Source organism: Paracoccus sp. P2, assembly GCF_046335115.1.
GTDB lineage: Bacteria > Pseudomonadota > Alphaproteobacteria > Rhodobacterales > Rhodobacteraceae > Paracoccus > Paracoccus pantotrophus.
Window position 1 is genome coordinate 1 of sequence record NZ_JBGOSN010000017.1, and the last position, 24,158, is coordinate 24,158.

The 24,158-nt window shown below is 68.2% G+C and carries 24 protein-coding genes and 1 tRNA gene; 9 read left to right on the top strand and 16 right to left on the bottom strand.

The window, feature by feature from the left end:
- Nucleotides 1-279: 279 nt before the first annotated feature.
- The 7 genes from pheS to pyk all read right to left on the bottom strand — a co-directional run bounded on the left by pheS (nt 280) and on the right by pyk (nt 6,012).
- Entirely contained in the window at nt 280-1,362 is a 1,083-nt protein-coding gene (gene pheS, locus ACDP63_RS12310; RefSeq protein ID WP_409928093.1) for a phenylalanine--tRNA ligase subunit alpha, read from the bottom strand.
- Nucleotides 1,363-1,422: 60 nt separating this feature from the next.
- Complete coding sequence (locus ACDP63_RS12315; RefSeq protein ID WP_409928094.1) at nt 1,423-1,767, bottom strand: arsenate reductase family protein; 345 nt, start codon at nt 1,765-1,767, stop codon at nt 1,423-1,425.
- Nucleotides 1,768-1,798: 31 nt separating this feature from the next.
- Nucleotides 1,799-3,160 (bottom strand): cytochrome P450, encoded by a 1,362-nt coding sequence (locus tag ACDP63_RS12320; RefSeq protein ID WP_024843602.1) that lies wholly within the window; start codon nt 3,158-3,160, stop codon nt 1,799-1,801.
- 199 nt (nt 3,161-3,359) lie between these two features.
- Nucleotides 3,360-3,719, bottom strand: coding sequence for a 50S ribosomal protein L20 (gene rplT, locus ACDP63_RS12325; RefSeq protein WP_011748559.1), 360 nt, complete (start codon nt 3,717-3,719; stop codon nt 3,360-3,362).
- 12 nt (nt 3,720-3,731) lie between these two features.
- Nucleotides 3,732-3,932 (bottom strand): 50S ribosomal protein L35, encoded by a 201-nt coding sequence (gene rpmI / locus ACDP63_RS12330; RefSeq protein WP_024843601.1) that lies wholly within the window; start codon nt 3,930-3,932, stop codon nt 3,732-3,734.
- Between the two features lie 108 nt (nt 3,933-4,040).
- A complete protein-coding gene (locus tag ACDP63_RS12335) occupies nt 4,041-4,526 on the bottom strand; it encodes a hypothetical protein (RefSeq protein WP_024843600.1) in 486 nt (161 codons plus the stop codon).
- A gap of 40 nt (nt 4,527-4,566) precedes the next feature.
- Entirely contained in the window at nt 4,567-6,012 is a 1,446-nt protein-coding gene (pyk, locus tag ACDP63_RS12340; RefSeq protein ID WP_024843599.1) for a pyruvate kinase, read from the bottom strand.
- A gap of 120 nt (nt 6,013-6,132) precedes the next feature.
- Between pyk and ACDP63_RS12345 the strand changes: the two genes are divergently transcribed.
- Complete coding sequence (locus ACDP63_RS12345) at nt 6,133-6,873, top strand: N-formylglutamate amidohydrolase (RefSeq protein ID WP_024843598.1); 741 nt, start codon at nt 6,133-6,135, stop codon at nt 6,871-6,873.
- Between the two features lie 548 nt (nt 6,874-7,421).
- On the top strand, nt 7,422-7,577 hold the full coding sequence (locus ACDP63_RS12350; protein ID WP_155984340.1) for a hypothetical protein: 156 nt from the start codon (nt 7,422-7,424) through the stop codon (nt 7,575-7,577).
- Nucleotides 7,578-7,731: 154 nt separating this feature from the next.
- On the opposite strand, the gene ACDP63_RS12355 is transcribed toward ACDP63_RS12350, so the two are convergent.
- Nucleotides 7,732-7,807 (bottom strand) — tRNA-Ile (locus ACDP63_RS12355).
- Nucleotides 7,808-7,979: 172 nt separating this feature from the next.
- On the opposite strand from ACDP63_RS12355, the gene choX reads away from it, so the two are divergent.
- The 7 genes from choX (at nt 7,980) to ACDP63_RS12390 (ending at nt 14,735) form a co-directional block, all read left to right on the top strand.
- On the top strand, nt 7,980-8,918 hold the full coding sequence (gene choX, locus ACDP63_RS12360; RefSeq protein WP_028710092.1) for a choline ABC transporter substrate-binding protein: 939 nt from the start codon (nt 7,980-7,982) through the stop codon (nt 8,916-8,918).
- Nucleotides 8,919-10,415 (top strand): choline-sulfatase, encoded by a 1,497-nt coding sequence (betC, locus tag ACDP63_RS12365; RefSeq protein WP_024843595.1) that lies wholly within the window; start codon nt 8,919-8,921, stop codon nt 10,413-10,415.
- Between the two features lie 180 nt (nt 10,416-10,595).
- Complete coding sequence (locus ACDP63_RS12370; RefSeq protein ID WP_024843594.1) at nt 10,596-11,177, top strand: DUF1269 domain-containing protein; 582 nt, start codon at nt 10,596-10,598, stop codon at nt 11,175-11,177.
- Nucleotides 11,178-11,216: 39 nt separating this feature from the next.
- A complete protein-coding gene (gene mtgA / locus ACDP63_RS12375) occupies nt 11,217-11,975 on the top strand; it encodes a monofunctional biosynthetic peptidoglycan transglycosylase (RefSeq protein WP_024843593.1) in 759 nt (252 codons plus the stop codon).
- A gap of 87 nt (nt 11,976-12,062) precedes the next feature.
- Nucleotides 12,063-12,752: a glutathione S-transferase family protein gene (locus ACDP63_RS12380; RefSeq protein WP_028710091.1), complete on the top strand. Its 690-nt coding sequence runs from the start codon at nt 12,063-12,065 to the stop codon at nt 12,750-12,752.
- Nucleotides 12,733-13,797 carry a tRNA epoxyqueuosine(34) reductase QueG gene (gene queG / locus ACDP63_RS12385; protein ID WP_114669016.1) on the top strand — a complete coding sequence of 355 codons (1,065 nt, stop codon included), beginning with the start codon at nt 12,733-12,735 and terminating at the stop codon, nt 13,795-13,797. Before ACDP63_RS12380 ends, queG begins: the two co-directional genes overlap by 20 nt.
- Entirely contained in the window at nt 13,794-14,735 is a 942-nt protein-coding gene (locus tag ACDP63_RS12390; protein ID WP_028710089.1) for a DMT family transporter, read from the top strand. Before queG ends, ACDP63_RS12390 begins: the two co-directional genes overlap by 4 nt.
- Nucleotides 14,736-14,741: 6 nt before the next feature.
- On the opposite strand, the gene ACDP63_RS12395 is transcribed toward ACDP63_RS12390, so the two are convergent.
- From ACDP63_RS12395 to ACDP63_RS12430, 8 genes are all read right to left on the bottom strand, one after another.
- Complete coding sequence (locus ACDP63_RS12395) at nt 14,742-16,136, bottom strand: hypothetical protein (RefSeq protein ID WP_409928095.1); 1,395 nt, start codon at nt 16,134-16,136, stop codon at nt 14,742-14,744.
- Entirely contained in the window at nt 16,133-17,827 is a 1,695-nt protein-coding gene (locus tag ACDP63_RS12400) for a beta-1,6-N-acetylglucosaminyltransferase (RefSeq protein ID WP_409928096.1), read from the bottom strand. The genes ACDP63_RS12395 and ACDP63_RS12400 overlap by 4 nt, the downstream gene beginning before the upstream one ends.
- A complete protein-coding gene (locus ACDP63_RS12405; protein WP_147427639.1) occupies nt 17,824-18,813 on the bottom strand; it encodes a glycosyltransferase family 2 protein in 990 nt (329 codons plus the stop codon). The genes ACDP63_RS12400 and ACDP63_RS12405 overlap by 4 nt, the downstream gene beginning before the upstream one ends.
- A gap of 64 nt (nt 18,814-18,877) precedes the next feature.
- On the bottom strand, nt 18,878-20,116 hold the full coding sequence (locus ACDP63_RS12410; RefSeq protein ID WP_409928097.1) for a glycosyltransferase family 4 protein: 1,239 nt from the start codon (nt 20,114-20,116) through the stop codon (nt 18,878-18,880).
- Nucleotides 20,106-21,104 (bottom strand): UDP-glucose 4-epimerase GalE, encoded by a 999-nt coding sequence (gene galE / locus ACDP63_RS12415; protein WP_028710087.1) that lies wholly within the window; start codon nt 21,102-21,104, stop codon nt 20,106-20,108. The genes ACDP63_RS12410 and galE overlap by 11 nt, the downstream gene beginning before the upstream one ends.
- Before the next feature lie 5 nt (nt 21,105-21,109).
- The gene (locus ACDP63_RS12420) at nt 21,110-22,000 is read right to left on the bottom strand and encodes a UTP--glucose-1-phosphate uridylyltransferase (protein ID WP_024843584.1); all 891 of its coding nucleotides are present in this window, start codon (nt 21,998-22,000) and stop codon (nt 21,110-21,112) included.
- Between the two features lie 102 nt (nt 22,001-22,102).
- Nucleotides 22,103-23,356, bottom strand: a complete 1,254-nt coding sequence (locus ACDP63_RS12425) for a glycosyltransferase family 2 protein (RefSeq protein WP_024843583.1) — start codon at nt 23,354-23,356, stop codon at nt 22,103-22,105.
- Nucleotides 23,356-24,156, bottom strand: coding sequence for a 3-deoxy-manno-octulosonate cytidylyltransferase (locus ACDP63_RS12430; RefSeq protein WP_024843582.1), 801 nt, complete (start codon nt 24,154-24,156; stop codon nt 23,356-23,358). Before ACDP63_RS12430 ends, ACDP63_RS12425 begins: the two co-directional genes overlap by 1 nt.
- Between the last annotated feature and the right edge of the window lie 2 nt (nt 24,157-24,158).

Here is a 24,158-nt window from a genome sequence, read left to right on the forward strand (position 1 = left end):
CGAAGCCGCCTCTTTTTTTCGCCCTGTGGATGCCTCAATATTTATGGGGATGGTTCTGCGGCGTTAAGTGCAATCTGAACCCCCTCACGTGGTCAATTCCATTTTATGGGGATGGTTCTGCGGCGTTAAGTGCAATCTGAACCCCCTCACGTGGTCAATTCCATTTTATACCTACAGAAAAGGCAGATACAGATATGGCAATCCCTCCGATCGTCCATATCCGCGTCAGCGCCCCGGAGAAATCATACTCCTCGGTCCGACCAACCGAAGGGGCATCCCTCACCGCGACAGCCCACCGCTCACGCTCGGCACGTCCCCCGCCGCGAACCCGTAATGCCACAGCCAGCGCAGATCGCTTTCAAAGAATGCCCGCAGGTCGGGAATGCCGTATTTCAGCATGGCGATCCGGTCGATGCCCATGCCGAAGGCGAAGCCCTGCCATGCCTCGGGGTCGATGCCGCCGGCCGCCAGCACCTTGGGATGCACCATGCCCGAGCCCAGGATCTCGAGCCAGCTTTCACCCTGGCCGATGGTCAGCTTGCCGCCCTCCCAGGAACAGCGGATGTCGACCTCGGCCGAGGGCTCGGTGAAGGGGAAATGCGAGGCGCGGAAGCGCAGCTCGACCTCGTCCACCTCGAAAAAGGCGCGGCAGAACTCCTCCAGCGTCCATTTCAGGTTCGCCATCGAGATGTCCTTGCCCAGCGCCAGCCCCTCGACCTGGTGGAACATCGGCGTATGGGTCTGGTCCATGTCCATGCGATAGACGCGGCCCGGGCAGATCACCCGGATCGGCGCGCCGCTGGCCTGCATGGCACGGATCTGCACCGGCGAGGTATGGGTCCGCAGCACATGCGGCGGGCGCGGGTCGTCCGCCGCGCGGGCCATGAAGAAGGTGTCATGCTCCTGCCGGGCGGGATGCTCGGGGGGGATGTTCAGCGCATCGAAGTTGAACCAGTCGCTTTCGATCTGCGGGCCCTCAGCGACGCGGAAGCCCATGTCGGCGAAGATCGCGGTGACTTCTTCCGTGACCTGGCTGATCGGGTGGATGGTGCCCTGCGGCCGCGGCCGGCCCGGCAGGGTCACGTCCAGCCATTCCTGCTTCAGCCGCGCATCCAGCGCCGCATCCTCCAGCCCCTGCTTGCGGGCGCGCAGCGCGGCGTCGATCTCGTCCTTCAGCCGGTTCAGCGCGGCGCCTCGGGTCTGGCGCTCCTCGGGCGTCATCCGGCCCAGTTCCTTCATCATGCCGCTGATCTCGCCCTTCTTGCCAAGGGCGGCCAGGCGCACCTGCTCCAGCGCGTCGCCATCGGCGGCGGTCGAGATGCGGTCGAGATAGGACTGGCGAAGAACGGTCAGGTCGGACATGGGCGGGCTTCCTTGCGGTTTGCCTGCGCCGATAGCACGCGGGGGCCGCAGGGAAAAGCCTCAGCGGGCGAAGGGTTCCGCCACCAGCTCGGCCGGGCGGCACAGCCGCACGCCGCCGGGGCCGCAGACGAAGGGACGCTCGACCAGCAGCGGGTTCTCGACCATGGCGGCCAGAATGTCCGCATCGCCGGCATCCAGCAGGCCGCGCGCCTCGGCATCGGTGCCCTTGACCCGCAGCGCCTGGCGCGGGGTCACGTCGGCGGCGGCGAGCAGGCCCAGAAGCTGGGCGCGGGTCCAGCCCTCGCGGGCATAATCGACGATCTCGGGCCCGTACCCGGCGTCACGGATCATCTGCAAGACCTTGCGCGAGGTCGAGCAGGTCGGCTTGTGATAGATGGTGATCATGGCGCGACTTTGGCGCGGGCCGGCCGGGCTTTCAAGAGCGTTCGGAAACCGTCAGCCAGACCCCGCCATGCGGCCGAAGCGTCAGGATCATGCGCGGCTGCGGCTGGCGTGCGGTCAGTTCGAAGCGCAGACGCGCGACCAGCGTGGCCAGGATGATCACCGCCTCCTGCAAGGCGAAACTGGCGCCGATGCAGATCCGGGGACCGGCGCCAAAGGGCAGGAAGGCAAAGCGGTCGCGGGTCACGCCGGGGGCGAAACGCTCGGGGTCGAAGCGGTCGGGATCGTCCCAGAGCATGCGGTGGCGATGCAGTGCATAGATCGGCAGCATGATCGTGTCGCCCGGCCGCACCTCGCGCCCGCCCAGCGTGTCGTGGATGCGGGCAGTGCGCGACAGGAAGGCCGCGGGCGGATAAAGGCGCAGCGCTTCCTCGACCACCTGCCGGATATAGGTCAGGCGCGGCAGATCGGCGGCGGTCGCCGCGCGACCGCCCAGCACCGTGCCCGCTTCGATGGCGGCGCGGTGCTGGACCTGCGGATCGAAGGCCAGCAGGTAAAGCGCCCAGGCCAGCGTCAGCGCCGTCGTCTCGTGCCCGGCGACGATAAAGGTCAGCAGGTTGTCACGCAGCTCGGCCGGGGTCATGCGGCGATGGGTCTCGGGATCCTCGCCGGCCCGCAGCAGGTCCAGCAGGTCCGGCACCGCACGCGGGCCCGACCGGGCGCGGGCCTGGATCGCCTCGTCGGCGACGCGCTTCATCCGCCGCAGGTCACCGCCGGAAAACAGCCGGCCGGGGCGCGGAATCCAGCCGGGCAAACCCAGGATGTCCAGCACCGAAATCCGCGCCGTGCCGGCGATATAGGCGTCGATGGCCTGGTGCACCGCGTCGCGGTCGAAACCCTCGTCGCCGGAAAAGGTCACGTCCGAGATCACCTCGAAGGTCGCAGCCACGGTCTCGGCAAAGACATCGACCGGGCCGTCGGCCGCCGCGAGCCGCTGCGCACTGGCCTCGGCGGCAGCGGTCATCACCGGACCCAGCGCCTCGACATGGCGTTGGGCAAAGGCCGGGGCGGCGGCCAGGCGCTGCCAGCGCCAATGCGCACCCTCGGCCACGAACATCGAATTGCCGATGGCGGGCTCCAGGATCAGCCGGGTGACGAAGGATTTCGGATAGTCCTCAACCCGATCCTTGAGCACCCGGCGCAGCGCCTCGGGGTCCATGACCATGTGCCAGCGCTTGCCGGTCTTGCCCGAGACCATGGGCTGACGGGTGGCAAGGTCGGGGATCAGCTCCAGCACGTTGCGCCGCGCGGTCATGGCGCTGGCGATCACCCCCATCGGCTTGTGGTGCAGCGGCACGCGCACAGGATAGCGGTTGGGCGGGCGATGGGGGGACATCAGCGCAAGACCTCGCCGGCAGAACCGAAGCTCCCGGCTTCTTTCTTGTCAAAATATCCTGGGGGAACGCCGGCCCGGCCCCTTCGAGGGGCCGGGCCGGTGTGGGGGCAAAGCCCCCCTCTCCCTCCAGCATCCGGGCATGAAAAAACCCGCGCCGGGAAGAACGCGGGTTTTCTCCGTTTCATCCGCCCGCCCCGATTCAGGCGGCGGCTTTCGCCTGCGCCACGACGGCCGCAAAGGCCTCGGGCTCGTGGACGGCCAGATCGGCCAGAACCTTGCGGTCCACCTCGATGCCCGCTTTCGCCAGCGCGGCGATGAAGCGCGAATAGGTCATCTCGGCATCGACGGCGCGGACGGCGGCGTTGATGCGCTGGATCCACAACGCGCGGAAGTTGCGCTTGCGCGTCTTGCGGTCGCGGGTGGCGTATTGGTTGGCCTTGTCGACGGCCTGGGTCGCGGTGCGGAAGTTGCGCGACCGGTTGCCGTAATAGCCTTTCGCCGCGTCAAGAACCTTCTTGTGGCGGGCGTGGGTGATCTTACCCGATTTGACTCGTGCCATGTCCGGTTCTCCTTAGCGGTTGTAGGGCATGTATTTCTTGACGATCTTCGCGTCCGCATCGGACAGGATCATGGTCCCGGTCACGTCGCGGATGAATTTCGTCGAGCGCTTGATCATGCCGTGGCGCTTGCCGGCCGGGCCGGCCTTGACCTTGCCCGAGGCCGTCATCGAGAACCGCTTCTTGGCGGCCGATTTGGTCTTCATCTTCGGCATTTTACTCTCCTTGCGGTCAGAGTGAACGCGCGACTCGGCAATGCCATCTCGGCCGGCCGCGCGGGTGGAAGCGTGCCCTATAAGCGGACACGCACGAATTGGCAAGGGTTATTGACCCTCGGCCGGCGCCTCGCTTTCGCCTGCATCTGCGGCGTCGGCGGCAGGCTCTTCGGCCGCGGGCTCTTGCGCCGCCGGGGCCTCGGCCTCGGGCTCCGCCGCTTCGGGCGCTTCGACTGCGGGGGGTTCGGCCGCGGGTGTGTCGGCCGCGGGGGCTTCGGCAGCCGGTGTCGCGGCTGCATCGGCGGCCGGGGCTTCCTCCGGCGCCTCTTCGGCCGGGGCCTCGGGCGCGGGCGCCGTGACCGGGTCGGTGCCGGTCGTCACCTCGCCGCTCACCAGCCGCTGCCAGCTTTCCTGCAGGGACTGGATGCCGAAGGGCCGCTGATCGAGCCAGCCGCCCGCCAGCAGCAGCACGATGCCCAGCACCAGCAGGATCGCGGCGCCTCGGGGGGCCTGCGTGCGCGCCACCGACAGGATGGCCAGAAGGACCGAGAGCGCGCAAAGCGTCACCCCGGCCAGCAGCAGGATATCGATCATCGGATCACCTTTCCGTTGCGGATCTCTTTGAACCCGCGCCTTATTCCGGATCGGTACGATAGATCAAGCGCTCATCGCAGGGCGCGATGCGCAGGATGTTGGTGGTGCCCGGCACGTTGAAGGGCACCCCGGCCATGACGACGATCTGGTTCGATTCGTCGGCAAAGCCGAAATCGCGCGCCGCCTTGGCCGCATTGACCACCGCCTGCTTGAAACGCTCCAGCGAGGGCGTCTGCACGCAATGCGTGCCCCAGGTCAGGCACAGCCGGCGCAGCGTGTCCTGTTCCGAGGACATGGCGACGATCGGCACCCGCGGCCGCTCGCGCGCGGTCAGGCTGGCGGTGGTGCCCGACTGGGTGAAGGCGCAGATGCAGGAGATGTCGGTGGTCTCGGCGATCTCGCGCGCCGCGGCGACGATGGCATCTGCCACGGTCTGGCGCTTGGCGCTGCGCGAGCTTTCGATGATGTCGCGATAGGTCGGATCGCTTTCGACCGAACGCGCGACATTGTCCATGGTGGCGACCGCCTCGACCGGATAGGCGCCGGCCGCGCTTTCGGCCGAGAGCATCACCGCATCGGCGCCCTCGTAGATGGCGGTGGCCACGTCCGAGACCTCGGCGCGGGTCGGCATCGGGCTTTCGATCATCGATTCCAGCATCTGCGTGGCCACGATCACCGGCTTGGCCGCCGCGCGGCAGGCGCGCACCAGCCGCTTCTGGATCGGCGGCACGGAATGCACCGGCAGTTCCACCCCCAGGTCGCCGCGCGCCACCATGATCCCGTCCGAGACCTTGAGGATCTCGGAAAACGCGCGCACGGCGGCGGGCTTTTCGATCTTGGACAGGATGGCGGCGCGGCCCTTGGCCAGTTCGCGCGCCTCGATCACGTCCTCGGGGCGCTGCACGAAGCTCAGCGCCAGCCAGTCCACGCCCATCGCGCAGGCGAATTCCAGATCGTCGCGGTCCTTTTCCGACAGCGCCGCCAGCGGCAGCACCACGTCGGGCACGTTCACCCCCTTGCGGTTCGAGATCGCGCCCCCCGCCGTCACCGTGCAATCGGCGAAATCCGCGCCGCAGGCTTCGACCCGCAGGCGGATCTTGCCGTCGTTGACCAGCAGTTCGGCGCCCGGCTCCAGCGCGGCAAAGATCTCGGGATGCGGCAATTGGACGCGGCTGGCATCGCCCGGCGCCGGATCCAGGTCGAAGCGGAAGGCCTGCCCATCGGCCAGGTCGTGCGGCCCCTGGGCGAAGGTGCCGACGCGCAGCTTCGGCCCCTGCAGGTCGGCCAGCACCGCGATGGGCCGGCCCGATTCGGCCTCGACCCGGCGGATGATGTCATAGCGGGCGCGCTGTTCCTCATGCGTGCCGTGGCTCATGTTCAGGCGAAACACGTCCGCGCCGGCCTCGAAAAGGGCCCGGATGGTGGCGAAATCGCTGGATGCGGGGCCCAGGGTTGCCACGATCTTGACCTTGCGATGCCGTCTCATCCGTCTCTCCGTGCATGTTTGCGCTATCGTCGCTGCTGTTATGGCCTATCCGGGCGCCTGCGGCAACTGGTGCTTGGTCCGGCGATTGCCTAAACCATGCTGCGGAAAGGCGACAGACGAATGACGGCACAGCCCTATTCAACGATCGGAGAGGACCGGCCCTCGCGCTGGCTGATCACCTGCGACCATGCGACGAACCGCGTGCCGGGCTGGATCGGCGGCGGCGACTTGGGCATTGCACCCGAGGACATGGCGCGCCACATCGCCTATGACGTGGGCACGGCCGGGCTGACGCGGGCGCTGGCCGAGCGGCTGGACGCACCGGCGATCCTGTCGGATTTCTCGCGGCTGGTGATCGACCCGAACCGGGGCGAGGACGATCCGACGCTGGTGATGCGCATCTATGACGGCACGGTGATTCCCGCCAACCGCCACATCGACGCGGCCGAGCGGGAACGGCGGCTCGACCGGCTTTACCGCCCCTATCACGAGGCCTATGCCCGGCTGGCGGCAAAGCATCCGCGCCGGGCGATCTGCGCAATCCACAGCTTTACCCGGCAATTGCGCGGCCGGCCGCGCCGGCCCTGGGCGGTGGGGGTGCTTTATTCGCATCGCGACAAGCGGCTGGGCCCCGCCCTGGTGCGCGAATGTCGCGACCTGGGCTGGATCACCGGCGAGAACGAGCCCTATTCCGGCCACCTGGACGGCGATTCCATCGACCGCCATGCCCTGGCGCAGGGCCGACCCAACGTGCTGATCGAGGTCAGGAACGATCTGATCGCCGATGCGGCGGGCCAGCAGCTCTGGGCCGACCGCCTGGCCGATGTGCTGGCAGGCTTCCTGGACCGGCGCGGCGTCTGAAACGGCTGGGTGCAGGCGGGGGATGACGGGCGGCCGCCTTGTCGATGGACAAGGCGATTCCAGGACGAAGGATACGGGACATCTGAATCGAAGAATGTGGGAATACCCGCCTGAATGCGTGGGCTCGCGGAAAAAGGCTTTGATTGCCAAGGCTTGATGGCCCTTGAAGGTGCTGCTCCGAGGGGGGCCGGGGACATCAGAAATGAAGGATGGTCGCCGTCGAGGGGCGGTCGGCCGTGTCTTGGCCGGATTGAAAGGGCCTCTCGAAAAACCCTTTCGAAGCCTTCGAGAACCTATCAAGTCCCCGCAGAGGCTGGGCCTCCTGCATGAAGGCCCTTTTCAAATCGGGCGTCCGCAGGGGCGATCCGAGGGTCGCGAACAATCAAGTGACTTGACTGTCTGGCAAAACCCTGACGGAAGGGCCGAAACACCAGCAAAACAAGGGCCTTCTGCGCTAATAGCACCGCACAAGGGACACCGCGGACAATCAAGTAAAATTCAGCGGCCCGACCCGTACCCTCGTCAGCGAGGTCTATGATGTCGAGGCAGTGAACGCCGCCGTCCTGACCAGCAAGCTGCTGCAGTTCGCCAACGGGTCGATGTACCAGGAGGACGGCGCCCACATCTGGGTTCACGACGAGAAGTTGAAGGCGCTGGTTGATCTGCACGACGAGGTGAACGGGACGCCGATGCTGGTGGCCTAGGCCCTTCGTTCGCATGGTATCGGCAGGATGTTGATACCATGATTCTGTCTAGGATGCCCGCGAACGAACGTGAGCACCCGAGAACGACAATACCCGTAAACACCCTGAAATTAAGGCGTTTTTGGGTTACTGCGAACGTCTGCGAAAGGTGTTCTGGTAGGCCCGGAGGGACTCGAACCCCCAACCAAGGCGTTATGAGCGCCCTGCTCTGACCATTGAGCTACAGGCCCCGAACGGCGTCACCATTGATCGAGCCGGCCCGCCTCGTCAAGGCCGGGATCGCCGCATCGCGGGAAATCCCCGGCAAGCGGGCCGGCATCAGCTCTTGATCCCGCATCCCGCCTGTGGGCTGATGGCGCATGAAGCCGTGACACGACGCGGCATGAAACCGGAGGTCCGACCATGTCCAGAACCGCCCCGCTGTCACCCCTCGTCCTTGCCCTCGTCGCCGCCGCGCCCGCGCTGGCGGACGAACCCGCCAGCTGCGGCACCGTCCGCTTCTCGGATCCGGGCTGGACAGACATCACCGCGACGAACGGCGTCGCCACCGCCCTGCTGCAAGGGCTGGGCTACCGGCCGGACGTGCGCACCCTGTCGGTGCCGGTCGGCTACGAGGCGCTCAAGAACGGCGATACCGATATCTTCCTGGGCAACTGGATGCCCGCGCAGCAGAAATTCCGCGACGACCTGGACGCCTCGGGCCAGACCGAGGAGTTGGTGCAGAATCTGACCGGCGCCAAGTTCACCCTGGCCGTCACCGATGCGGCCCCCGACCTCGGCGTCAAGGATTTCGCCGATCTCGACGCGCACAAGGACGCCTTCCAGGGCAAGATCTATGGCATCGAGCCCGGCGCGCCGGCAAACCAGACCATCCAGGGCATGATCGAGGCGGACAAGTTCGGCCTCGGCGACTGGGAACTGGTCGAATCGAGCGAACAGGGCATGCTGGCCCAAGTGGCGCGCAACGATGCGGCCGGCCTGCCCTCGGTCTTCCTGGCCTGGGCGCCGCACCCGATGAACGTCAAGCTGGACATCACCTATCTGTCGGGCGGCGATGCGGAGTTCGGTCCCGATTTCGGCGGCGCCACCGTACACACGCTGGCCCGCAAGGAATGGGTCGCCGCCTGCCCCAACGCCGCGAAGCTGTTCGGCCAGCTGGTCTTTACCGTGGAGATGGAGAACCTGCTGATGGGCAGGATCCTGGACGAGGGCATGGATGCGGCCCAGGCCGCCAAGGGCTGGATCGCCGAGAACCCGGATGCGGTGGCGGCATGGCTTGACGGCGTGACCACGCTGGATGGAAAACCCGGCGCGGAAGCAGTCATGGCATCGGTGAAGTAATTGCAACGACCCAATATCCTGATCGTGATGGCCGACCAGCTGTCGGGGGTGCTGTTCCCCGACGGCCCGGCCGAGTTCCTGCATGTGCCGCATCTGCGGTCGCTGGCGGAGCGTTCGACCCGCTATGCCAGCGCCTATACCGGCAGCCCGCTCTGCGCGCCCGGCCGCGCCAGCTTCATGTCCGGGCAGCTGCCGCGCCGCACGCGGGTCTATGACAATGCGGCCGAGTTCTGCTCGGACATCCCGACCTATGCCCATCACCTGCGCCGGGCGGGCTATCACACCTGCCTGTCGGGCAAGATGCATTTCGTCGGCCCCGACCAGCTGCACGGTTTCGAGGAGCGGCTGACCACCGACATCTATCCGGCCGATTTCGGCTGGACCCCGGATTATCGCCGCCCCGGCGAACGCATCGACTGGTGGTATCACAACCTGGGTTCCGTGACCGGCGCCGGCGTGGCCGAGATCACCAACCAGTATGAATATGACGACGAGGTCGCCTATCACGCCACCCGCAAGCTCTACGACCTGGCGCGCGGCGGCGACGAGCGGCCCTGGTGCCTGACGGTCAGCTTCACCCATCCGCACGACCCTTTCGTCGCCCGGCGCAAGTATTGGGATCTCTACGAGGGCATCCCCGAACTGGAGCCGCCCGAGGCCATTCCCTATGACCGGATGGACCCGCATTCGCAGCGGCTGATGGATGCCTGCGACTGGCGGGCCTTCGACATCACGCCGGACCACATCCGCCGCGCCCGGCAGGGCTATTTCGCCAATATCTCCTATGTCGACGACAAGCTGGGCGAGATCCTGGACGTGCTGGAGCGCACCCGGCAGGAGGCGATCGTGGTCTTCCTGTCGGACCATGGCGAGATGCTGGGCGGCCGCGGGCTGTGGTTCAAGATGAGCTTCTTCGAGGGCTCGGCGCGGGTGCCCCTGATGATCGCGGCGCCGGGCATGGCGCCGGGGCGGGTGGAGGTGCCGGTCTCGACCATCGACGTGCTGCCGACGCTTTGCGAGCTTGCCGGCATCTCGATGGCCGAGGTCGCGCCCTGGACCGACGGGCGCTCGCTGGCGCAGGGCGCCGAGGGGCGCGGGCCGGTGGCGATGGAATACGCGGCCGAGGGCAGCATCGCGCCGCTGGTCTGCCTGCGCGACGGCGACTGGAAATACGTCGCCTGCACGGCCGATCCCGAAATGCTCTACAATCTCGCCGAAGACCCGGACGAGCGGGTGAACCGGGCGACCGATCCGGCGGCGGCCGGGGTACTGGCGCGGATGCGGGACATGGCGGCCGAACGCTGGGATCTGGCCGCCTATGACGCCGAGGTGCGCGAAAGTCAGGCCCGGCGCTGGGTGGTCTACGAGGCGCTGCGCAACGGCGCCTATTTCCCCTGGGACCACCAACCGCTGATGAAGGCATCCGAACGCTACATGCGCAACCACATGGACCTGAACGTGCTGGAGGAGGCCAAGCGCTTTCCGCGCGGCGAATAGGGTCGCGCCTGGGCGATCCGCCGCCGGGGGCTGTCTGCCCCCGGACCCCCGAGGATATTTGGCCAAGGGAGAAACAGGCCAGTGTCCCCCGGCCGGGCCGCGACCCTGTGCCGCAGCAAGGAACCCGCGGCGCGGGCGGGGCGTTGGCCCGCCGTCATGAGCCAAGAGGGGATTTCCGCCATGTCCGACCTGCTTGTCATCGCCTTCGACGACGAGGCGACCGGCTTCGAGCTGCGCACCGAACTGGTCAAGATGCAGAAGGAATATCTGATCGAGCTCGAGGACGCCGTGGTCGTCACCCGCCCCTCGGCCGAGGACATCCAGCTGCACCAGGCCGTGAACCTGACCGCGGCGGGCGCGCTTGGCGGCGGCTTCTGGGGCACGCTGGTCGGGCTGATCTTCCTCAATCCGCTGATCGGCGCCGCGGTGGGCGCGGGCGCGGGCGCCATCGCCGGCACGCTGTCCGACATCGGCATCAACGACGATTTCATGCGTGAGCTTGGCCAATCCATCCCGCCCGGCGGCTCGGCGGTATTCATCCTGGTGCGCAAGATGACCGCCGACAAGGTGCTGGCGCGGCTGGAAGGCTTCCACCTGAGGGGCCGGGTGCTGCAAAGCTCGCTGCCCGAGGCCGAGGAGGCGCGCCTGCGCGAGGCCTTCGCCGGCGGCAGGCTGGGCTCGGCGCTCGGCATGCCGCATGTGGACCGGCCTGCCTCGGGGGCGGCGGCGGCGGAAGGATCGGACCCCTCGCCCTCGGCCTGACGCTTGACGCAAGGGGCATGGGCGTGACAGGACGCCGCCATGCCCCACCGCATGGACACCCTTGACGACAATCCCGAGGCGCCGATGCCGCGCCGGCGCCGCGGCCTGCGCGGCTGGCGGCCCCTGCGGCGCCTGGCGCTGTGGCTGTGGTCCTGGCTGCGCTGGATCGGGGCGCGGCTGCTGGCGCTGATGTTCGTGCTGGTCTTCCTGTTTTCCTTCGTCAACCCGCCGACCACCTGGACCATCATCCAGGGCCAGCGCGAATTTCCCGGCCGGGCCTCGCGCGAATGGGTGGGCCTGGACCAGGTCTCGCCGCATATGGTCCGCGCCGTGGTCGCGGCCGAGGATGCGAATTTCTGCAACCACTGGGGCTTCGACATGGTCGAGATCCGCCGGGTCATCGCCTCGGGCTCGTCGCGCGGCGCCTCGACCATCACCCAGCAGACGGCCAAGAACGTCTTCCTGTGGCAGGGGCGCAGCTGGCCGCGCAAGGTGATGGAGACGGCCTATACCCCGATGATCGAGGCACTCTGGTCCAAGCGCCGCATCGTCGAGGTCTACCTGAACATCGCCGAATTCGGCCGCGGCGTCTTCGGCATCAAGGCGGCCTCGGAATATTACTTCAAGACCACGCCCGACAAGCTGAGCCTGCGACAGGCGGCGGCGCTGGCCTCGATCCTGCCCGCGCCGCGCACGCGCAACCCGCAGACCGGCTCGGCCCGCACCCGCTCGATCGTCAGCGGCGCCGAGACGATCCGGGCGGATGGCCGCGATTCCTGCCTGGGGCTTGGGCGCTGATCCGCGCCCTGCCCGCGCATCGCGGTTGAAACCGCGCGCCCCTGGGCGTATCAACCGAAGACCCGAGAACGAACCGGTTTTCCCCTGATGAATACTTCCTCGCCCAGTTCCACGATTCGCCTTTACCATGTCGCCCTGTCGCCCTTTTGCCGCAAGGTCCGGCTGGTGCTGGCCGAAAAGCGCATCGAGGTCGAGCTGGTCGAGGATCGTTTCTGGGAGCCGGGCTCGGAAATCATGCGCCGCAACCCCGCCGGCAAGCTGCCGGTGCTGCGCATGGATGGCCGGCTTCTGGCCGAAAGCCAGGCGATCTGCGAATACCTGGACGAGATCCAGCCGCAGCCCTCGCTGATGCCGGCGCTGCCGGCCGAACGCTACGAGGTGCGCCGGCTTTGCGCGTGGTTCGACGACAAGTTCAACGCCGAGGTGACGCGGCCGGTGATGAACGAGCGGGTCTGGAAGAAGGTGATGCGCCTGGGCTATCCGGATTCGCGCACCGTCAAGGCCGGGCTTTCGGCGATCCGCTATCACCTGGACTACATGAAAAGCCTGCTCGAACATCGCCGCTGGCTGGCTGGCGACGTGATGACGCTGGCCGATTTCGCCGCCGCGGCGCATCTGTCCTGCCTCGACTACATCTCGGACGTGGACTGGACCCATTCGGCCGAGGTGCAGGAATGGTATGCCAAGATCAAGTCGCGGCCCGCCTTCCGCAGCCTGCTGGCCGACCACCTGCCGGGCGTTCACCCGGCGCCGCATTATGCGCTGCTCGACTTCTAGGCCGACCGACAGACCGACCGACCCGGCGGAGATCCGTTTGCGGCTGGAACAGCAGGCGCGGGCCGAGGGTTTCTCGGCCCTTGGCATTTGCGCCCCCGACGCGAACCCGCAACTGCCCGAGCGGCTGGCCGCCTTCCTGGCCGAAGGCCGGCATGGCCAGATGGGCTGGATGGCCGAGCGGGCGCATTGGCGCGCCTCGCCCGCAAGCCTGTGGCCCGAGGCGCGCTCGGTCGTCATGCTGGCCGAGCTCTACACGCCCGAGCACGACCCGATGGCGGCCGCCCGCCACAAGGATCGCGGCGCGGTCAGCGTCTATGCCCATGGCAAGGATTATCACGACCTGGTCAAGAAGCGGCTGAAGCGCCTGGGCGGCTGGCTGGTCGGGCTGACCGGCTGCGAGATCAAGGTCTTTGTCGACACCGCCCCGGTGATGGAAAAGCCGCTGGCGCAGGCGGCGGGACTGGGCTGGCAGGGCAAGCACACCAACCTGCTGTCGCGGGAGCTGGGCAGCTGGTTCTTCCTGGGCGCGATCTTTACCACGCTGGAGCTGCCCAAGGACGCGGCGGAACGCAGCCATTGCGGCTCGTGCCGGGCCTGCCTCGACGCCTGCCCGACCGGGGCCTTTCCGGCGCCCTATCAGCTGGACGCGCGGCGCTGCATCTCTTACCTGACCATCGAGCACAAGGGGCCGGTCGATCCCGAGCTGCGGCCGATGCTGGGCAATCGCATCTATGGCTGCGACGATTGCCTGGCCGCCTGCCCCTGGAACAAGTTCGCGCGGGCGGCGACCGAGCTGCGCTATCACGGTCCCCATGGCGCGCCGGCGCTGGCGGAACTGGCGCAACTGGACGACGCGGGGTTCCGCGAGCGTTTCTCGGGCAGCCCGATCAAGCGCATCGGGCGCGACCGCATGGTCAGGAACGTGCTTTACGCCATCGGCAATTCGGGGCTTGCACATCTGCGTCCGCTGGCCGAAGCATTGGCCGATGACCCCGACCCGGCCGTCGCCGACGCGGCACGCTGGGCATGCGAGCGATTGCCATGATCCAGACGCCCCCAAGCCCGCTGCGCGGCATCCTGCTGAAATGCCTCAGCGTGCTGGTGTTCACCATCATGGCCTCGATCGTCAAGGCGACCGCCGAGGGCGGCCTGGGCGTGCCGCCGGGCCAGCAGGTCTTCTTCCGTTCGCTTTTCGCCATCCCGGTCATCCTGGTCTGGCTGGCATTCCGGCACGAACTGGGCGTCGGCCTCAGAACCTTTCGCCCGATGGGGCATTTCTATCGCGGCGTGATCGGCACCGCCGCCATGGGGCTGGGCTTCTGGGCGCTGGCCCTGCTGCCTTTCCCCGAGGTCACGGCCATCGGCTATGCCGCGCCGCTGCTGACGGTGATCTTCGCCGCCATGTTCCTGGGCGAGGACGTGCGGCTGTTCCGCCTGTCCATGGTGGTGCTGGGGCTGGTCGGCGTGGTGATCGTGCTGTCGCCGCGGCTGAGCTTCGGCGCCGCCATGGGCTACAAGGAAAGCCTGGGCGCCATGGTCACGCTGTCGGGCGCCGCCTGCACGGCGCTGGCGCAGATCTTCGTGCGCAAGCTGGTGCAGGAGGAACGCACCTCGGCCATCGTGTTCTGGTTTTCGGTCACATCGACGCTGCTGGGGCTGCTGACGGTGCCTTTCGGCTGGGTGATGCCCGATGCCGAAACCGCGGCGCTGCTGGTCATGATCGGGCTGCTGGGCGGGCTGGGGCAGATCCTGCTGACCTCGGCCTATCGCTATGCCGATGCCTCGCTGGTGGCGCCCTTTGAATATGCCTCGATGCTGCTGGCGCTGCTGATCGGCTGGTTCGTCTTCGACGAGGCGCCGACGCTGGTGATGCTGGCGGGCGCCGCGCTGGTCATCACCGCCGGCATCCTGATCATCTGGCGCGAGCGGCAGCTGGGGCTGGAGCGCAACCGCCAGCGCAAAGCCATGACCCCGCAGGGCTAGGCAGGGCTAGGGCCGGTCAGCGAAGCCGAAAGCGACGTAATCGCGCAGATAGGCCCTTTTCGCCGCGGCACGCAGTTCCTGGTCGTCCAGGAAATCCGGGAAGGGCTCGGCCCGCGGCGGGTCGGCCGGTGCCCCGATCCCGGCGCTGGCGGCAAGCCAGGACAGATCGTGCGGCAGTTCCGCCTCGCGCAGCACCATGTCTGGGGCGCCGAAACGCGCGAAGCCGGCCAGCACCTCGGACTGGCTGGCCCAGCCGGGATAGGTTGGCAGCGTGGTCTGACCGTTCAGGTTGCGGCGCAGGAACTCCAGGAAGGCCGCGAACAGTTCCGCCTTGCGGCCCTGCTCCAGCGCGGCCAGTTCCTGATCCGGCGGCAGGGGCACGCGGTGAATGCGGCGCATCAGGTCGCGCAATTCGGCATTCCTGCCGCCGAGCAGCGATTGGAACGCCTTCCAGGCCCGCGGCAGCGGGTGGCGCAGCACGGTGAAGCTGCGATGGCCGGCATGCCGGCGCTTCCATTGCCGCAGGCTGGCCTGGTTGAAATCGCCCGCAACCTCGCCCATCCGCCGCAGCCAGCCCGCGACCAAGCCGGTCGGCCCGCCCTTGACCGGCATGAAGATCAGCCCGCTGCCCGCCTCGGCCCCCAGGAAGGAAGGCACAGCCGGGCCGCGGCGGGGCTCGAAATTCGGGATGCGGCGCAGCATGAACGGGTCGAGCCGCGCCAGCTCCGCCTGCATCTCGTCGAAATTCTCGACCTTCTCTGGCAGTTCGCGCGGGTTTTGCGGCACTTGATCGTTGGCCGGCTCGACCCGCTCCAGATCGGTGCGGCCCAGCCAATGCAACAGGCCGGTCATGACCTCGGCATCGCGCAGATCCTCGTAGCCCAGCCAGAAGGCGGCCTGGCCGGTCACCTGCAGCCGGTGCATGACCTTCAGCTGGAACGCCTCGATCTCGCCCACCGCCTGGCGGAACTCGGCGCCGTCGAAGCGCACGGCGGCGGGGATCGGCGTCTCGGTCTCGTTCAGCTTCCACTGGTTGGTGGCGCGCGCCAGCGCGGTCGAGACATAGCTGTCCACCGGGTTGCGGGTCAGCACGATCTTGGCGCAGGACCGGTCCTCGATGATGGCATCGAAGACGCGCGAGTCGTGGTCGTGGAAATAGCGGAATCCCGGCAGGTGGTTCGGCTTGTCGAAGATCGCCGCCAGCAGCCGGTGCGGATCGGCCTCGCGCTCGGCCATGGTGATGCCCTTGAGCTCTTCCTTGTCGGGCCAACCCATCATGTAGGGGTTGAAGGCCTCGCCGAAACAGGTGACGCGCTTGATGGCGTTCAGCGTCGCCTCGAGCAGGTTCGAGCCGGTGCGCATCTCGGCAAAGATGACGAAGCTGCGGAAGGGCTGGGTCATGGCGCGGGGATTCCTTGGCCGGGGATGTGGTCGGGATCGGCGGCGGGGAAATCGCCCATCAGTTGCGGATGCAGCCCGGCATTGCGCAACCGTTGCAGGAACCGCCCCATGCCGGTGACATCGCGCATCCGGGGCAGGTCGGCGGCGGCGGCGGGATCGCCACCCAGCCCCTGCAGGATGTCGCCCAGCACGGCCGCGGGCCGGGCGCAGGCATCGCCCAGATCCCAGACCCGCGTGCGCGCCTTGAGCCAGACCGAGTTCAGCACCTCGATCTGCGCCAGTTCGGTGCGTTGCAGGATGGCGGCGACGCGGCGGATGTCGTCGAAGGGCATGCCGGAATGCAAAAGCGGCACCGCCCAGGCGCCGGTGACGACAAAGATGCGCGCATTGGGATCGGTGGCCAGGAACCAGTTCATCTCCTGCCGGTCGCGCGGGCTGAACTGCCAGGCCTGCATCCGCCGCGAACTGCGGATCAGGTTGGCCAAAAAGCCGCGCTGATCCAGGTCGCGCAGCCCGGCGCTGTCGGGCAGCGCCCCGGGCCCCAGCGGCTTGCGGCCGGCGAACTCGACGCCATGCACGGCGAAGACATGGCCATGCACATCGGCGTCGATGCGGTCGGCCAGCCAGGGCTCGAAGTCGGGAAAGAGGTCGGTGAAGCCCTGGAGCAGGGCATAGGGCGCGGCGGTCTTGCCGTTCTCGCGATCCTTCAGCGGAAAGCGGCTTTGCATGTAAAGCCCGGGCCGGCCAAGCCGGCGGCGCGCCACAGCCTGCCGGATGATGCGCTCGACCCGCTCGGGCCGCGGCTCGGCGGCCGGTGGCGGCGCGGCATCGCCTTGCGGGAAATGCCGATAAAGCCGCTCGGCGCCCCGCCAGATCTTGCGCGCGACAAAGCAGCGGGACTGCTGCAACAGTTCCAGGTGATCGTCGTAGAAGATATAGGGCTTGCCCTGGTCGTCGAACCGGGCCAGCGTCAGCGACCGGCTTTCGATATTCGGCGAATGGCGCCGGGCGAGGGTCTGGAAATAGCTTTCGTCCGGGATCCAGACCCGGCTGAAATAGCGGTCGAACTCGGCCCGGCGCGGATCGTTCAGGATCGCGCCCAGCGTGGCCCGCGTCAGGCACCACCATTGCGACCCCAGATGCGGCACCAGCCCCTGCGGAATGCGGCGCTTGTAGCCCAGCCGGCGCTGCAAGGCGACATAGCGGTCGAAAAGCTTGTGCCGGCGCCGCCACGAAAACGGGAAATGCAGGGTGAAGCGTTCCTCGTTCAGCCCGCCGACGGTCCAGCCGACATCCGCGGCGGTCACGCTTTCGATGAAGTCGCGGCCCGGATGCGACGCCAGGTAGGCGCAAAGATCCGCCACCGGGCGCAGGGACAGGCAGGCGCCCGAGACGACCAGCACATGCGTCACGTCCTCAAAGCGGTCCAGCAGCAGCGCGGCCGCGTCCTGCGTGGCCCGCACCAGGCTGAAGGTGCCCCATTCGCAGGGGTGGCGCGGGCTGAACAGCACCTGCGGCAGGTCGGCCAGCCCGGCGCGCATGGCGCGAACCGCATCCGCCGACGCCTTGGCATCGACATGGACCGCGACCGCCGCCCCGCCCTCGGCCCAGACCCGCGCCATGCGGGCGGCGATGGACAGTTCCTCGTGGCACAGCATGACCACGCCCAGCCGCACCGGCGCATCGCTCATGCCCAGTTCCCCTTGGAGATCAGCCCCAGATCCTCGAGCTGGCGCCAGTCCCGCAATTCGCAGGATTGCTCGCACCAGAAATCCGGGTCGTCGCACAGCCCGGCGTGATAGGCCAGGTATTCCTGGCTGTCGGCGTAATGCTGGCGCCGGGTCAGCTCCTCGGCGGATTTCTCGGCGAAGCTGGAGAGGAACTTGGCATGCAAGAGGCAGCCCGAGGCCCTTTCGCCGCCGTCCTGATCATAGACCAGGTTCAGCGAGCGCGGCAGCAGCATATGGGTCGAACTGACATAGGCCAGCCCGCGCTGCCAGCGCACCAGCGGGATCTTGTTCAGCGCCGGGGCGCTTTCGGGATCCTCGGCAAAGAAGGCCCGCGCCCGCGGCCCGCCCTGGATCCACAGGTTGCCGTATTCGCCGTTCTTGCGGATGACGTAATTGGCCGGGTCGAACCAGCGCGCGATGCGGAACGGATCCTGTCCGGCACGGTAAGGCTCGGCGGCCAGCGAGCCTTGGGGATACATGTCCAGGAGCATGGCCGAAAAGGCGCGGATATTGCTGGCGTCCAGCCAGTCGGTCAGCGCCTGCAGGGGCCGGGTGTCGTGATGGGGATAGACCAGGAACTCGTCGGGATCGACCGTCAGGCACCAATGCCCCGCGCCATGGCGGTGCAAGAGCCAGTTCATCCAGTCCATGCCGAAGCGCGCAGCCTTGTAGCTGGCATGGGTCAGCCAGACCGAGACGTCCCGCTGCTCGCCCAGGTATTCGCGTCCGCCGTCCTGCGAGCCATTGTCCACCACCAGGAAGTGCCGCACGCCCATCGCCCGGTAATAGTCCAGAAACCAGGGCAGGCGCGGCGCCTCGTTGCGCATGGTCGTGAACAGCAGGATGTCGCCGGGCGCGATTCGGGCGGTGCGATCCCAGACCGGATGCAACTGCCGGCGACGGCGCATGGCACGCGCCAAAAGCCATTGACGGCGGGCGCGCAGCATCAGCTTACGCCGAAAAATCCTGAACGGGCGCGGCACGGGGGCCTCTTTTACCTTTTACACCCCGTCACATAGCCGCCACATCCGGGCTGCACAATATTTCACGCAGCGTCGCATAGAAATGCGCAAAATGCCCTTGCCAGGCCGGCACCGGCAAGGCCGGCCGCCGCGGCGGCGGGGCGGCCGCCAGCCGCGCGATCTCGGCCGCCCAGTCGGCCGGGGCGTCGGGTGACAGCCAGGTCGCGTAATCGCCCAGCATCTCGCGCGCCGCCGGCAGGGGCGTGGCCAGGACCGGGACGCCGCGCCCGGCCGCCTCGGTCAGCGGCAGGCCGAAGCCCTCGGCCCGGCTGGGCATCAGCAACCCGTGGCTGCGGCCCAGCAGCGCCGCCACCGCGCCATCGTCCAGGCCGGAAAGTTCGCGCACCGGCCCGCCCGGCGGCAGGCGGTCGAGCCGGGCAAAGACCTCGCGGTTCTCCCAGCCGCGGCGGCCGATGACGAAGAGCTGCGGCGGTTCCGGCCCGCGCTCCAGCATCTGCCAGGCATCCAGCAGCAGGGCGTGGTTCTTGCGCGGCTCGATGGTGCCCAGGGTGACGAAGAAGGGGCGCGCCAGGTCCAGGCCGGCCGGCAGCCCGGAGGGATCGGGCGCGGCCAGCCGCGTGCCGATGGGCGCGGCGACGACCGGCGCATGGCCCGGCAGCCCCAGCCGCCCGCGCCAGCGCAGCACATCGGCGCGGGTGGCGACCGAGACGGTCAGGATCAGCTCTGACTGCCCCAGCGCGGCGGTGAAGCGGTCGCGGAACCTGTCGGCCTGGCCGGCGCGGGTGAATTCAGGATGGTCGAGCGGGATGGTGTCATGGATCAGCACCGCCCGCGGCAGGGGACGCAGGTTCGCCAAAAGCCCCGGTTGCAGGTTGGCATGGCCGACGTTGACGTAGACGCCCTGCCCCAGGCGCGCCTGCGCCGCGCGGCCCAGGCCCCGCCCCTCGCGGCCGGCCCGCGCCAAGGCCATCCGCCGCAGCGCCGCCTCGGCCCGCGCGGCCAGGGTGCGGCGGCCGCGCAGCCGGTCCAGCAGGTCCGGCGGCGGCAGCTCGTCCAGCGCGCCGCCCAGCCAGCGCAGGATCGCCGCCCCGGCCTGGGGCGGCAACAGCAGCTGCCCGCGCCGCACCCGGCACAGCAGCAGATGCGGCCGGTCCTGCAGATGGGCCAGCCATTCCGCCTCGACCCGGTCGATGCCCGTCGCCGGGCCGCCGCCAAGCCGCGAGATCAGCCGCGAGACATCCAGCAGGACCGCCGGATCAGGCCTCATATCCGCCGTTCTGGTGCCAGCGCCAGGCATCGCCGATCATCTGCGGCAGGGTCGAGCGCGCCGGGTTCCAGCCCAGCACCGAGACCGCCTTCTCGCTGCCCGAAACCAGCTTGACCGCATCGCCGCCACGGCGCGGCCCCTCGGTCAGCGGCACCGGGCGGTTGGTGACATGCCGGGAATGGTCGATCACCTCGCGCACGGAAAAGCCGTTGCCGGTGCCTAGGCAAAACACCTCTTGCCCGCCATCGGCCACCTTGCCGTCCAGCAGGTATTGCAGCCCCAGCACATGCGCATCGACCAGGTCCATGACATGCACATAGTCGCGGATGCAGGTGCCGTCCGGCGTCGGGTAATCGGTGCCGTGGATGGTCAGCGCCGCGCGCTTGCCGTCGATGGCATCGAGGATCAGCGGGATCAGATGCGTCTCGGGCTGGTGGAACTCGCCCACCTCGGAATCCGGGTCGGCACCGGCCACGTTGAAATAGCGGAAGATCACCGAACGCAGCCCGTCCGAGGCGCCGAAATCCTTCAGCATGTCCTCGATGGCGCGCTTGGAGGCGCCATAGGCGTTCAGCGGCGTCTGGGGGGTCGCCTCGTCCAGCACCACGCCGTCATGGTCGCCATAGGTGGCGCAGGTCGAGCTGAAAACGAAGTTCCGCACCCCCGCCGCCAGCGTCGCCTCGATCAGGTTCAGCGAGGCGCTGACATTGCCGCGCCAATACTTGCCCGGCTCGCGCATCGCCTCGCCCACCTGGCTCAGCGCGGCGAAATGCATCACCGCGACGGGCTTGTGGCGGGCAAAGACCTCGTCCAGCCGGGCCCGGTCCATGAGGTCGCCCTGCTCGAAGGGGCCGAATTTCACCGCCTGTCGCCAGCCGGTGCAGAGATTGTCATAAGTCACGGGCTCGAAGCCCGCCGCGCGCAATGCCTTGCAGGCGTGCGAGCCGATATAACCCGCGCCGCCGGTCACCAGAACCTTGTTCGTCATGCTGCTTATTCCGCCGCCTTGCGCATTGCCAGGACGTCGGAAAGATAGTCCGCAAATTCACCCTTGAGATCGTCGCGCGCCAGGCCGAAGGCCACGGTCGCTTGCAGGAAGCCGGCCTTGGAGCCGCAGTCGAACCGCTGGCCGCGGAAGCGCAGGCCGAACACGTCGCGGCCCTCGGCGATCTCGTCGGCGATGGCGTCGGTCAGCTGGATCTCTCCGCCAGAGCCCTGCTTGAGCTTGTTGAGATTGTTGAGCACCGAGGGCGCCAGGATGTAGCGGCCGATCACCGCAAGGTTCGAGGGCGGATTGTCCTTGGGCTTTTCCACCATGCCCCGGGCGCGGACGATGGCGCCCATGTCCTCGGCCACGTCCAGCACGCCATAGGCCTTGGTTCTTTCGGGCGCCACTTCCATGGTGGCGACCATGCTGCCGCCGGTTTCCTGATAGGCCTCGATCATCTGCTGAAGGCAGGGCGGCTCGCCCATGATCACGTCGTCGGTCAGGATGACCGCAAAGGGCTCGTCGCCGACCAGGCGGCGGGCACACCAGACCGCATGGCCGAGGCCAAGCGCCTTGTGCTGCCGGACATAGGCGATGGCGCCCGATTCCATGTTGGTGGAACGCAGGATGTCCAGCAATTCGGTCTTGCCGGATTTCTTCAGGCTCGATTCGAGCTCGTGCGCGTGATCGAAGTAATCCTCCAGCGCGCCCTTGCCGCGCGAGGTGACGAAGATGAACTCCTCGATCCCCGCCGCCCGCGCCTCGTCGATGGCGTATTGGATCAGCGGTCGATCCACCAAGGTCATGATCTCCTTGGGAATGCTCTTGGTGGCGGGAAGAAAGCGGGTGCCCAGTCCAGCCACGGGAAAGATGGCCTTGGTGACTTTGCGAGTCATGAATTCGGTCTCCTGATTTCTGCACCGACGCAGGGTATTTATCCCTTTTTGCGGGCGCCTGCGCAACAAGCGCCTGGCGGGCACAGTCGTTCCTTTAAAATATCAAAGCGATTCAATTTTTGCGTTTTGCGGCGACTTTCCGCTGATCTCGCTCCGCCGTCTAGGCAAATTTCCTCGCTCGCGCAAAATGCGCGCATTCTTGCTCAGAAATATGACGGGCGGGTCTTCGGGCTGCGAGGCGCCCCAAAGGCCGCCCCATTGCTCCCACCAGCCGCCGGCGGCAAGGGTCAGTCGATGCGGCAGGAAGCTGGGGGTCAGCAGCAGCAATCCGGTCGGCCGCCCCTGGGCCACGGCCCGCGCCGCGCGGGCGCGCAGGCTGCGCGCCTGCCAATGCCAGCCGGCAAGGAAAAGCGGCTCGCCGGCCGGCGCCCGGCGCGGCAGCGGCCGAAACGGCGGCGGCGGCGGCCGGTTCCAGACCGGCAGGGCGGGCATCTGCCCCCGGCCCAGGGCCAGGCCGCGGTCCAGCGTCGCCAGGATCGGCGCGATGGCGAAAGGGTCGAGCCGGCCGGCCACCATGTACCGCAGGAGGCGCCGGCGCTGGCCTTCGTGCAGCCAGCCCGCATCGCCGCCGTGCCGCGCGGCAAAGATCGCGGCGGAACGGCCGATGGCGGTCAGATCCCGCGGCACCCCGGCCTCGCCCCGGCCGGCGCCGGGGGCGGCGCCATGGATCACCTGCGCCGCCGGGACCACCGCCGTCAGCCCCTGCGGAAACCGCGCCGCCATGCGCAGGTTCACGTCGCTTTCGTCCAGGTAATAGGCGAAGGCCGGGTCGAAGCCGCCGATCTCAAGCAGCGCGGTGCGGCGAAAGCCGGAATTGGTGCCGATGGTGCTGACCGGGCAGCCGTTCTCGGGCGCAAGCAGCGCGGTTTCGGCGACATGCAGCGGCAGGGTTTCGCCCGAAGGCGTGATCCGCTCGGCCCGGACCTGCCAGCGCAGCCCGTCGGGCCCGCGGGTAAAACCGGTGGCGGCAATGACGCGCGGATCGGCAAAGGGCGCGGCCAGCGCCCCGGCCCAGCCCGGCTCGGCCAGCGCGTCGTCGTCGATGAACAGCACCACCTCGCCCGCCGCCAGCGCCAGCCCCTCGTTGCGCGCCGCCGAGATATTGGCCTGGTCGAAGGCCAGCCGTTTTGCCGGCAGCTCCGGGCAGATGCCGACGGCGGCGGGGTCGGCCACCAGCACCAGCTCGAAATCGGCATGGACCTGACCCGCCAGCGAGGCAAGGCAGCGGGCCAGCGCCTGCGGCCGGTGGCGCGAGACGACGATGATGCTGATCGAAGGCAGCCCGCCTTCGGGCATCAGGCGATGCCCATGCGGCTCATCATCGCTTCCAGCTTGGGCACGTCCGAGGGGTTGTTCAGCTCCCAGAACTCGCGGCCCTTCGCCTCGACCTCGACGCAAAGGATGCGGCGGCCGCGCTCCAGGAAGCGCAGCTGCTCCAGCCCCTCCAGCGCCTCCAGCCGGCCCTCGTCCCAGTTCGGGTATTCGGCCAGCGCCGCCGGGCGATAGGCATAGACGCCGACATGGTGAAAGACCGGCGTCGGCTCGCTGGGGCCGAAATCCGCCGCGGCATAGGGGATCACTTCCTTGGAGAAATACAGCGCCCGCCGGTCGTGGCCGAAGACGGCGGTGGTGCCGCCGACGCGCCCCGCCACCCGGTCGGCGATCAGGTCCGAGCGCATGGCGCCGGAACAGCGCAAGACCGGCGTGGCCACGTCCGCGCCCGGATCGGCGCGCAGCCCGGCGACCAGTTCCTCGACGAACCAGGCGGGGGTCAGCGGCGCGTCGCCTTGCAGGTTCACCACGATCTCGGGCACAAGGCCCAGATTGGCCACCGCCTCGGCGCAACGCTCGGTGCCGTTGCGGGCGCCGGTCGAGGTCATGGCGACCTCGGCCCCGAATCCCTCGGCATGGGCACGGATGCGCTCGTCATCGGTGGCGACGATCACCCGGTCGATGCCCCGGACGGCCCGCGCCGCCTCCCAGCTGCGGCGGATCAGCGACAGCCCCTCGCCGGTCGCGCCGCGCAGCTCGACCAGCGGCTTGCCGGGATAGCGCGTCGACGCATGGCGGGCGGGAATCACGATGACGACGGCCATGG

Bases quoted from the DNA above. Each gene is read 5' to 3' on its own strand.
- queG (WP_114669016.1), top strand. From the start codon at position 12,733: ATGCGCTGCTCGACTTCTAGGCCGACCGACAGACCGACCGACCCGGCG.
- ACDP63_RS12425 (WP_024843583.1), bottom strand. From the start codon at position 23,356: ATGCCCGAAGGCGGGCTGCCTTCGATCAGCATCATCGTCGTCTCGCGC.
- rpmI (WP_024843601.1), bottom strand. From the start codon at position 3,932: ATGCCGAAGATGAAGACCAAATCGGCCGCCAAGAAGCGGTTCTCGATG.
- ACDP63_RS12335 (WP_024843600.1), bottom strand. From the start codon at position 4,526: ATGATCGATATCCTGCTGCTGGCCGGGGTGACGCTTTGCGCGCTCTCG.
- ACDP63_RS12420 (WP_024843584.1), bottom strand. From the start codon at position 22,000: ATGACTCGCAAAGTCACCAAGGCCATCTTTCCCGTGGCTGGACTGGGC.
- galE (WP_028710087.1), bottom strand. From the start codon at position 21,104: ATGACGAACAAGGTTCTGGTGACCGGCGGCGCGGGTTATATCGGCTCG.
- ACDP63_RS12410 (WP_409928097.1), bottom strand. From the start codon at position 20,116: ATGAGGCCTGATCCGGCGGTCCTGCTGGATGTCTCGCGGCTGATCTCG.
- ACDP63_RS12390 (WP_028710089.1), top strand. From the start codon at position 13,794: ATGATCCAGACGCCCCCAAGCCCGCTGCGCGGCATCCTGCTGAAATGC.
- ACDP63_RS12400 (WP_409928096.1), bottom strand. From the start codon at position 17,827: ATGAGCGATGCGCCGGTGCGGCTGGGCGTGGTCATGCTGTGCCACGAG.
- choX (WP_028710092.1), top strand. From the start codon at position 7,980: ATGTCCAGAACCGCCCCGCTGTCACCCCTCGTCCTTGCCCTCGTCGCC.
- pyk (WP_024843599.1), bottom strand. From the start codon at position 6,012: ATGAGACGGCATCGCAAGGTCAAGATCGTGGCAACCCTGGGCCCCGCA.
- ACDP63_RS12380 (WP_028710091.1), top strand. From the start codon at position 12,063: ATGAATACTTCCTCGCCCAGTTCCACGATTCGCCTTTACCATGTCGCC.
- pheS (WP_409928093.1), bottom strand. From the start codon at position 1,362: ATGTCCGACCTGACCGTTCTTCGCCAGTCCTATCTCGACCGCATCTCG.
- ACDP63_RS12430 (WP_024843582.1), bottom strand. From the start codon at position 24,156: ATGGCCGTCGTCATCGTGATTCCCGCCCGCCATGCGTCGACGCGCTAT.
- ACDP63_RS12370 (WP_024843594.1), top strand. From the start codon at position 10,596: ATGTCCGACCTGCTTGTCATCGCCTTCGACGACGAGGCGACCGGCTTC.
- ACDP63_RS12315 (WP_409928094.1), bottom strand. From the start codon at position 1,767: ATGATCACCATCTATCACAAGCCGACCTGCTCGACCTCGCGCAAGGTC.
- mtgA (WP_024843593.1), top strand. From the start codon at position 11,217: ATGCCCCACCGCATGGACACCCTTGACGACAATCCCGAGGCGCCGATG.
- ACDP63_RS12395 (WP_409928095.1), bottom strand. From the start codon at position 16,136: ATGACCCAGCCCTTCCGCAGCTTCGTCATCTTTGCCGAGATGCGCACC.
- ACDP63_RS12405 (WP_147427639.1), bottom strand. From the start codon at position 18,813: ATGCTGCGCGCCCGCCGTCAATGGCTTTTGGCGCGTGCCATGCGCCGT.
- ACDP63_RS12320 (WP_024843602.1), bottom strand. From the start codon at position 3,160: ATGTCCCCCCATCGCCCGCCCAACCGCTATCCTGTGCGCGTGCCGCTG.
- ACDP63_RS12345 (WP_024843598.1), top strand. From the start codon at position 6,133: ATGACGGCACAGCCCTATTCAACGATCGGAGAGGACCGGCCCTCGCGC.
- rplT (WP_011748559.1), bottom strand. From the start codon at position 3,719: ATGGCACGAGTCAAATCGGGTAAGATCACCCACGCCCGCCACAAGAAG.